The following is a 623-nucleotide window of genomic DNA, read 5'->3' as shown; positions in this document are numbered from 1 at the left end:
TTAGGCTGGTCAGGTGGTTAGAAGTACAAGCCCCTGGCTTTAGACATGGGGTTGGTTTCTACGGAGTCCCTGACGCTAATAAAATAGGACTTGAGCGCGCTCAGCTCGGTTTGGCGATCGATTTGAGTGGTTCGACATTGAGTTTGCATGGTGATTTCTAGAACTCAATTACTAACAGGGTTTACTGTGAAATTTTACTCCAATCGGAATCGGGTGAATTTCGATGGAGGGGTTTGAGGTTTCATCGGGATGCCATCCTGGGACTCGGAAGAGATTCCCGTGGAGAAAATTTCCCCGGAGATCGACGCAGAGGATGGCTGCGCCCTACGCTATCCCGACGGCGATCGCGCCTTCAAAGCAGGTCTCTATCGGCCTAAATTTACAGGATGTCGCTGAGGAATCAAAAGTCAACGGCGAGAGAGAGGTTTTGCTTATCGACGCAATTGGATAAAGTTATTATGACATCCTTTGACTCAAACCGTATCGGAGAAATCCCCGATCTTTGGCGACATTGGGAAGTATTATTACATAAAAAATCCAGAGTAATGGTTGATACTCCCTACGGATAAATCCGAGGGATTCTTAAAGAGTCCAAAGTCGGACTTTTAAAGGCGCTTTTCCCC

2 protein-coding genes are annotated in these 623 nt (G+C 47.0%); one reads left to right on the top strand and one right to left on the bottom strand.

The window, feature by feature from the left end; genetic code table 11:
• Positions 1 to 17: 17 nt before the first annotated feature.
• On the bottom strand, positions 18 to 149 hold the full coding sequence (locus AC0QH1_RS18995) for a hypothetical protein (protein ID WP_324632836.1): 132 nt from the start codon (positions 147 to 149) through the stop codon (positions 18 to 20).
• 100 nt (positions 150 to 249) lie between these two features.
• Between AC0QH1_RS18995 and AC0QH1_RS18990 the strand changes: the two genes are divergently transcribed.
• Positions 250 to 396, top strand: coding sequence for a hypothetical protein (locus AC0QH1_RS18990; RefSeq protein ID WP_324632835.1), 147 nt, complete (start codon positions 250 to 252; stop codon positions 394 to 396).
• Positions 397 to 623: the final 227 nt, after the last annotated feature.

It is taken from the genome of Phormidium sp. CCY1219 (genome assembly GCF_055795085.1).
This window is presented reverse-complemented; position numbering and strand designations above follow the sequence as displayed.

Bases quoted from the DNA above. Each gene is read 5' to 3' on its own strand.
- AC0QH1_RS18995 (WP_324632836.1), bottom strand. From the start codon at position 149: ATGCAAACTCAATGTCGAACCACTCAAATCGATCGCCAAACCGAGCTG.
- AC0QH1_RS18990 (WP_324632835.1), top strand. From the start codon at position 250: ATGCCATCCTGGGACTCGGAAGAGATTCCCGTGGAGAAAATTTCCCCG.